Raw genomic sequence first — 6321 nt, forward strand, 5'->3', positions numbered from 1 at the left:
GAGCTGCACGTGAACGGATCGACCGACCGCCCCGACGGCGCTGCCGCCCACCCCTCAGCCACGAGGGCCTACGAGCAGGTCGCTGACGCCGGCCCCGGGGACGAGCGCAACCCGTTCGCGGGTGCCACGGCCGCCCGCCACCCGGACGACGGGCCCCGCCGCGCGAGGTCGCGGGTGGGCGATCCCCTGGTGCACCCGCGCTTCGCCGCCCCGGCCACCCGCACCAGGCGTGCGTGGTGGCTGCTGGGAGTCACGCTGCTCGTGCCGGGCTCCGCGCAGCTCGTGGCGGGCAACCGCCGGCTCGGGCGTGCCGCCGTGCGCGTCACGGCCCTCGTGTGGGGCCTGCTCCTCGCGGCGCTCGTGCTGTGGTTCGTGTGGCGCACCGCCGTGGTCTGGGTGCTGACCGGCGCCGTGACGTCCCTGGTGCTCATGGTGGTCCTGGTGGCCCTCGCCGTCGGGTGGGTGCTGCTGTGGTTCGACACCTTGCGCCTGATCAGACCCGGCCTGCTGAGCACCGGGATGCGCCGCGCCGTGGTCCTGGTGACCGTCCTCGCCATGCTCGTGACGGGTGGCGGACTCGGGTACGCGGCGCACCTGGTGTCCGTGGCTCGCAGTGCGATCTCGAACACGTTCGCGGAGGGCCTCCCGTTCGCGCCCTCCGACGGGCGCTACAACATCCTGCTCATGGGCGGTGACGCGGGTGAGGACCGGGAGGGCCGCCGCCCGGACTCCATGTCCGTGATGAGCGTGGACGCCTCCTCGGGCCAGACCGTCTCGGTGTCCATCCCGCGCAACCTGCAGAACGTTCCGTTCCCCGCGGACTCCCCCATGGCCTCGGTGTACCCGGAGGGCTTCAACTGCGGGGACGAGTGCCTCATGAACGCCATCTACACGGACGTCATGCAGAACCACCAGGACCTCTACCCCGGCGTCGCGGACCCGGGCGCCCAGGCCACCAAGGAGGCCGCCGAGGGGGTCACCGGCCTGAAGATCCAGGGCTACGCGCTCGTGGACATGGACGGTTTCGAGGCGTTCATCGACGCCATGGGCGGGATCGACATCACCGTGGGCGGCCGCGTGCCGATCGGGGGCGGCACCAACCTCGAGACGGGCGAGAAGAACCCGATCCTGGGGTGGATCGAACCCGGCACGCAGCACATGGACGGCTACCACGCACTCTGGTACGCGCGCTCCCGCGAGGGGGCCACGGACTACGACCGGCAGGCGCGTCAGCGCTGCGTCCAGGCCGCAATGATCTCGCAGCTGGATCCCCGCACGGTGCTCACCAACTTCGACGACCTCGCGGCGTCCGGGGAGCAGATCCTGGAGACGGACATCCCCCAGTCCTCGATCGGCTCCATGGTCTCCGTGGCCAGCAAGGCCCAGAACCACGAGCTGCAGTCCTACGCCGCGGGTCCGCCGTACTACGACCAGAGCTTCCCCACCTATCCGGACTACGCCCAGTTCCAGGCGGACCTCGCGGGCGTCCTGGAGAAGGCAGACGGCCGGGACACGCAGGCGGCGGGCACCGCGGCGTCGTCGTCCGTGGGGGCCGCCGACGCCGCCCGGGCCGGCACGGGGCCCGCCGCGGGTGTCTCCGCGGCCGGCACCAGCACCGTGCGCCCGGCGCTGGCCAGGGTGCCCTCCGAGGAGCAGCTCTCGCCGAACGGCACGTGCTCGGTGCCCTAGTCCCCGTGCGATCCGGGCCACGGCGCGCTCCGCGGCGCATCGGTACAGTGGGGGCGTGGCAAACATCCTCCAGTCCCCCGAATGGGCACAGTTCCAGCAACGCATCGGTCACCGAGTGGTCCAGGCCGAGGGCCCGGGGTGGCGGTACCTGGCCACGGTCGAGGGCGGCCGCACCGGGCGCTACCTCTACTGCCCCTACGGCCCCGAGGCCGAGTCCCCCGAGGCGTTCGACCTCGCGCTGGCGGACCTCGCGACCCAGGCCAGGGCGCACCGCTGCTGGTTCGTGCGGGTGGAGCCGGTCAACGGGAACCCCGCACGGGCGGGCGAGGCCCCTGAGGCGTCACTGGAGCGCCGGGGCATGAAGCGCTCCCCGCGCCAGGTGCAGCCGGGGCACACCCAGGTGGTGGACCTGCGCAGGGATCCCAAGGACCTGCTCAAGGACATGAAGTCCACCAACCGGAACCTGTACCGCAACATCCACAAGAAGGGCGTGAGCATCGAGCGTTCCGAGGACCCGCGGGACGTCCGGTACCTGCTCGAGTTCCTGGAGGACACCGCCGCGCGCCGCAACTTCAACCGCCAGCAGGACGACTACCTGCGCGCCGCCGCGGAGACCCTGATGCCGGTGGGCGCGGCGAGCCTCTACCTCGCGAAGCTCGACGGCACGCCCATCGCGGCGTCGCTCGTGTACGACTCCGCGGACACCCGCACCTACGCGCACGCCGCCATGGACCAGGAGCACCGCAGGCTCTCGGCCGGGATCCCGCTCGTGGTGACCATGATCATGGACGCCCGGGAGAAGGGCCTCACGTGGTTCGACCTCTTCGGCACCGCGCCGGAGGGCGCCGGCCCCGAGCACGAGTGGTACGGCTTCACGTCCTTCAAGAAGTCCTTCGGCGGCGAACCCGTGTCCCATGCGGGCACATGGGACCTCCCGGTGTCCCGTGCGGGGTACGCCGCCTACAACGGCGGGGGGGCTGCCCGGGAAGGGCTGGTGGCCGCCCGGCGGAAGCTGCGGTCGCTGCGCACCCGCGGAGCGGCGTCGTGACCCGCACCGCGCTGGTCACCGGGGCCACGGGAGGGATCGGCCGGGCGTTCGCCCGGGCGCTGCACGAGCGGGGCTGGGCGCTGGTGCTCACCGGGCGCAGCGAGGAGAAGCTCACCGCCCTCTCCCACGAGGTCACCGGCGGGGTGGCCCGCACGGTGGCCGCGGACCTGGGCACCCAGGACGGGATCGACGCCCTCGTGCGCGTCCTGGAGCAGGACCCCGTGGACCTGCTGGTCAACAACGCCGGTTTCGGCAGCCACGGCGAGTTCGCCACGCTCGATCTGGACCGTGAGCTCGAGGAGCTCACCGTCAACGTGCGCGCGCTCATGACCCTGACCCACGCGGCGCTGCGCACCATGACCGCCGCCCGCAGCGGGGCAATCGTCAACATCGGCTCCGTGGCGGGGTTCCAGCCGCTGCCGTCCATGGCCACGTACAGCGCGTCCAAGGCGTTCGTGGACCGCTTCACGCTCGCGGTGGGTGTGGAGGCCCGCAAGCACGGCGTGCGGGTGCTGAGCGTGAATCCCGGGCCCGTGGACACCGACTTCTTCGCCGTGGCGGACGCCGCCGCCATCGACCTCGGGCGGTCGGCCCGGCCGGAGGACCTCGCGGCAGCGGCACTGTCCGCCCTCGAGCGCGGACGCTCGCGGCTCGTGTTCCCGCGGGCCTACCACGTCCTGGAGCGCATCACCGGTCTCGTGCCGCACGCGCTCAGCGCACGGGTGGCCAACAGGGTGTCGGGGCGCTCCTGACGCCCGGTTCCCCGGGGCCGGTTACGGCGCCAGTGCGGCGCCGGGTGGCGCTACCAGCGGGCGGCGTCCCTCACGGCGGCGCGTCCTTCGGCCACGGCCCGCCGCAGCAGGGCGCTCGCCCGGTTCTCACTGGGCTCCGGCTCCCCACCGCCGGTGGACAACGACGCCGTCCGCCCACTCTCTGCCGCCGCCCCCGCACTCGGTGCGGCACCGCCGGACTCGGTGCCGCCGCGCCCCGCGCCGCGCTTGAGTCGGCCCACGAGGAGACGGCTGCGAGCTCCTGAGTGCTTGTCCTGCGCGGGCTCCTGCGCTCCGTGGGCCGGTGCGGCGTCACCGTGCGGGGCGAGATCCTGCGGTCGCGCGAGGTCCGGGTCAGCGTCCACCGCGGCGGCAATGGGGGTGACCGGAGCGAGCGGCTCGTCCCCAGGGCTCGGGAGACCGGTCACCTGGGGCGCTGGGTGCCGTGACGGCGCCCCAGGACGCGCACGTCCCTCGGAGTCGGGCGCCCCGTGAGCCGCCAGCGTTCCCGGGTCCTCGCCCGCCTCGGGGAGCAGGTCGTTCTGCGGCGCGGCCGGGCGGCGTCGCCCGAAGAAACGGCGCCGCGTCTTCTCCGCGCGTCCCGCCACCTGGAACTCGCCCACGAGCGGGAACTCCCACGTGCCCAGCACCTCGTGGTCCTCGGTGGCCAGTTCGCGCAGCACCATGGGCTGGCCCGGCTGGTCCGGGTCCCCGGCGAGCACCTTGTGGACCTGGCGCTGCTGCAGCTGCACGAGGCCCGTGAGCAGCAGGGCGTCGTCCACCCCGAGCTGGCGCGCGCGGTCGGTGAAACCCGAGCGGTGGATCATGGCGGACTCCCCGGTGTGGACGAACCACAGGTAGCCCAGGGCATGCTCCGCGCCACCCTCCTCCGGGCACTCGGTGGCCACGAGGAACACGGAGTCGTCCCCCACGGCCCGCAGCAGATCCCTGATGTGCTGGGTGCGCAGACCCACGTGGGACAGGTCCCGGTCCGCGGCGTCCACACGGCGCACCCGGATCCCCGAGTCCCGCAGCCCTCCACGGCAGCGCTGCAGCGTGGCGCTGGACAATCTCCGGGACAGCTCGCCCTCGGTCTCACCGAGACGGACCACCAGGTGACGCGGTCCGGCCTCCCCGCGGCGCGGCTTGTCCCTGCGGCGGTACCCGGCCTCCGCGAGCTCGGCGGCCAGCGCCACGGTGGCGTGCGTGTCGGGGCTCACCCGCAGCACCGCGGCGTGGTGGGCGTCCCGGGCGTGGTCCTGCAGCGCGGCCAGCACGGTCACGAGGTCCCGCGGGTTCTTCACGTGCAGGGACTTGGCGTCCACCACCGTGTGGCGGTCCTCCGCGTGGACCAGAAGCTGCCCGTAGCCCACGGTCTGGTTCGCGCGGTCCACGGCCACCCGTTCCACGCTCACGCGCTCGCCCGTGAGGGCCTCGGCCTCCCCGATGCCCCACAGCAGGTCCGGGTGCCCTCCGGTGACCCGGACGCGGGCGTCCCAGCTCTTCCGGTTGCCGCACGGGGTCACGCTCAACGCCACGCCTGTTTCCTCTCCTCGGGCCCGATGCACCGCGCCCCAGCTTAGCGGCCGGCACCAACGACGCGTGCCCACCCGAACTCGGGTGGGCACGCGCTTCGTGGGGGATGTGGAGGCTCAGCCCTGGCGGCGCTCGTACTTCTCCCACTTGGTGGCCAAGTGCTCTGCCTCGACCATGCGGACCGTGCCAGAGTGCGAGCGCATCACGATGGACTGCGTGGTGATGGTGCGGCCGCGGTAGCGCACACCCCGCAGCAGGTCGCCGTCCGTGATGCCGGTGGCGGCGAAGAAGCAGTTGTCGGAGGTCACGAGCTCGTCCGTGGTGAGGATGCGGTCCACGTCCAGCCCGGCCTCCTCGGCCTTCTGGCGCTCGGTCTCGTCCGTGGGGGCCAGCCGACCCTGGATCACGCCGCCGGTGGCCTTGACGGCGCACGCGGTGACGATGCCCTCCGGGGTGCCGCCGATGCCCATCATCATGTCCACTCCGGTGCCCTCGCGGCACGCGGCGATCGCCCCGGCCACGTCCCCGTCCAGGATCATGCGGGTGCGGGCACCCGTGGCGCGAATCTCCTCCACGAGTCCCTGGTGGCGCGGGCGGTCCAGCACGCACACGGTGACCTGATTGGGCTTGACGCCCTTGGCCTTGGCCACCAGGTGGATGTTCTGCTTCACGGGCAGGCGCAGGTCCACCATGTCCGCGGCCTCGGGGCCCACCACGAGCTTGTCCATGTAGAACACGGCCGAGGGGTCGAACATGGAGCCGCCGTCCGCCACGGCGATCACCGCGAGCGCGTTGTTCATGCCCAACGCGGTGAGCCGGGTGCCGTCGATCGGGTCCACGGCCACGTCCGAGGCCGGCCCCGCTCCGCTGCCCACCTGCTCGCCGTTGAACAGCATGGGCGCCTCGTCCTTCTCGCCCTCGCCGATCACCACGGTGCCGTTGAAGTCCACGGTGGAGAGGAACGAGCGCATGGCGTCCACGGCCGCGCCGTCCGCGCTGTTCTTGTCACCGGCGCCCACCCAGTGGCCGCCCGCGATCGCCGCGGCCTCCGTGACACGCACCAGCTCCAGTGCCAAGTTGCGGTCCGCCACATTTCCCGAGCCCTGCTGGGTCGTCTCTGCCACGTTGTTCCTCACCTTCGAGTTACGGCGGCGCCCGGTCCGCGTGCTGCGGGGACCCGGGGCACCACCACGGGTGTCCCCAGCATATCCCCGGGCCCCGCTGTTGGGACGGTCCGCGCGGGCACGGCACAATGGAGCGCGTGAGTTCCTCTGCTTC

5 protein-coding genes are annotated in these 6321 nt (G+C 72.8%); 3 read left to right on the top strand and 2 right to left on the bottom strand.

The genetic code is table 11. From position 1 onward, the window contains the following. The 3 genes from D9R02_RS10880 to D9R02_RS10890 all read left to right on the top strand — a co-directional run. Positions 1-1689, top strand: a 1689-nt coding sequence (locus tag D9R02_RS10880; protein WP_310793823.1) for an LCP family protein, incomplete at its 5' end; no start/stop codon positions are given. A gap of 55 nt (positions 1690-1744) precedes the next feature. Continuing rightward, on the top strand, positions 1745-2737 hold the full coding sequence (locus D9R02_RS10885; RefSeq protein WP_121566902.1) for a lipid II:glycine glycyltransferase FemX: 993 nt from the start codon (positions 1745-1747) through the stop codon (positions 2735-2737). Next, entirely contained in the window at positions 2734-3489 is a 756-nt protein-coding gene (locus D9R02_RS10890) for an SDR family NAD(P)-dependent oxidoreductase (protein ID WP_019310166.1), read from the top strand. Before D9R02_RS10885 ends, D9R02_RS10890 begins: the two co-directional genes overlap by 4 nt. Before the next feature lie 50 nt (positions 3490-3539). On the opposite strand, the gene D9R02_RS10895 is transcribed toward D9R02_RS10890, so the two are convergent. Both D9R02_RS10895 and glpX read right to left on the bottom strand, forming a co-directional pair. Beyond that, positions 3540-5045 (bottom strand): hypothetical protein, encoded by a 1506-nt coding sequence (locus D9R02_RS10895; RefSeq protein WP_029603240.1) that lies wholly within the window; start codon positions 5043-5045, stop codon positions 3540-3542. A gap of 114 nt (positions 5046-5159) precedes the next feature. After that, positions 5160-6167, bottom strand: a complete 1008-nt coding sequence (gene glpX / locus D9R02_RS10900; protein WP_019310167.1) for a class II fructose-bisphosphatase — start codon at positions 6165-6167, stop codon at positions 5160-5162. Between the last annotated feature and the right edge of the window lie 154 nt (positions 6168-6321).

Source organism: Kocuria rhizophila, assembly GCF_003667225.1.
GTDB classification, from domain to species: domain Bacteria; phylum Actinomycetota; class Actinomycetes; order Actinomycetales; family Micrococcaceae; genus Kocuria; species Kocuria rhizophila.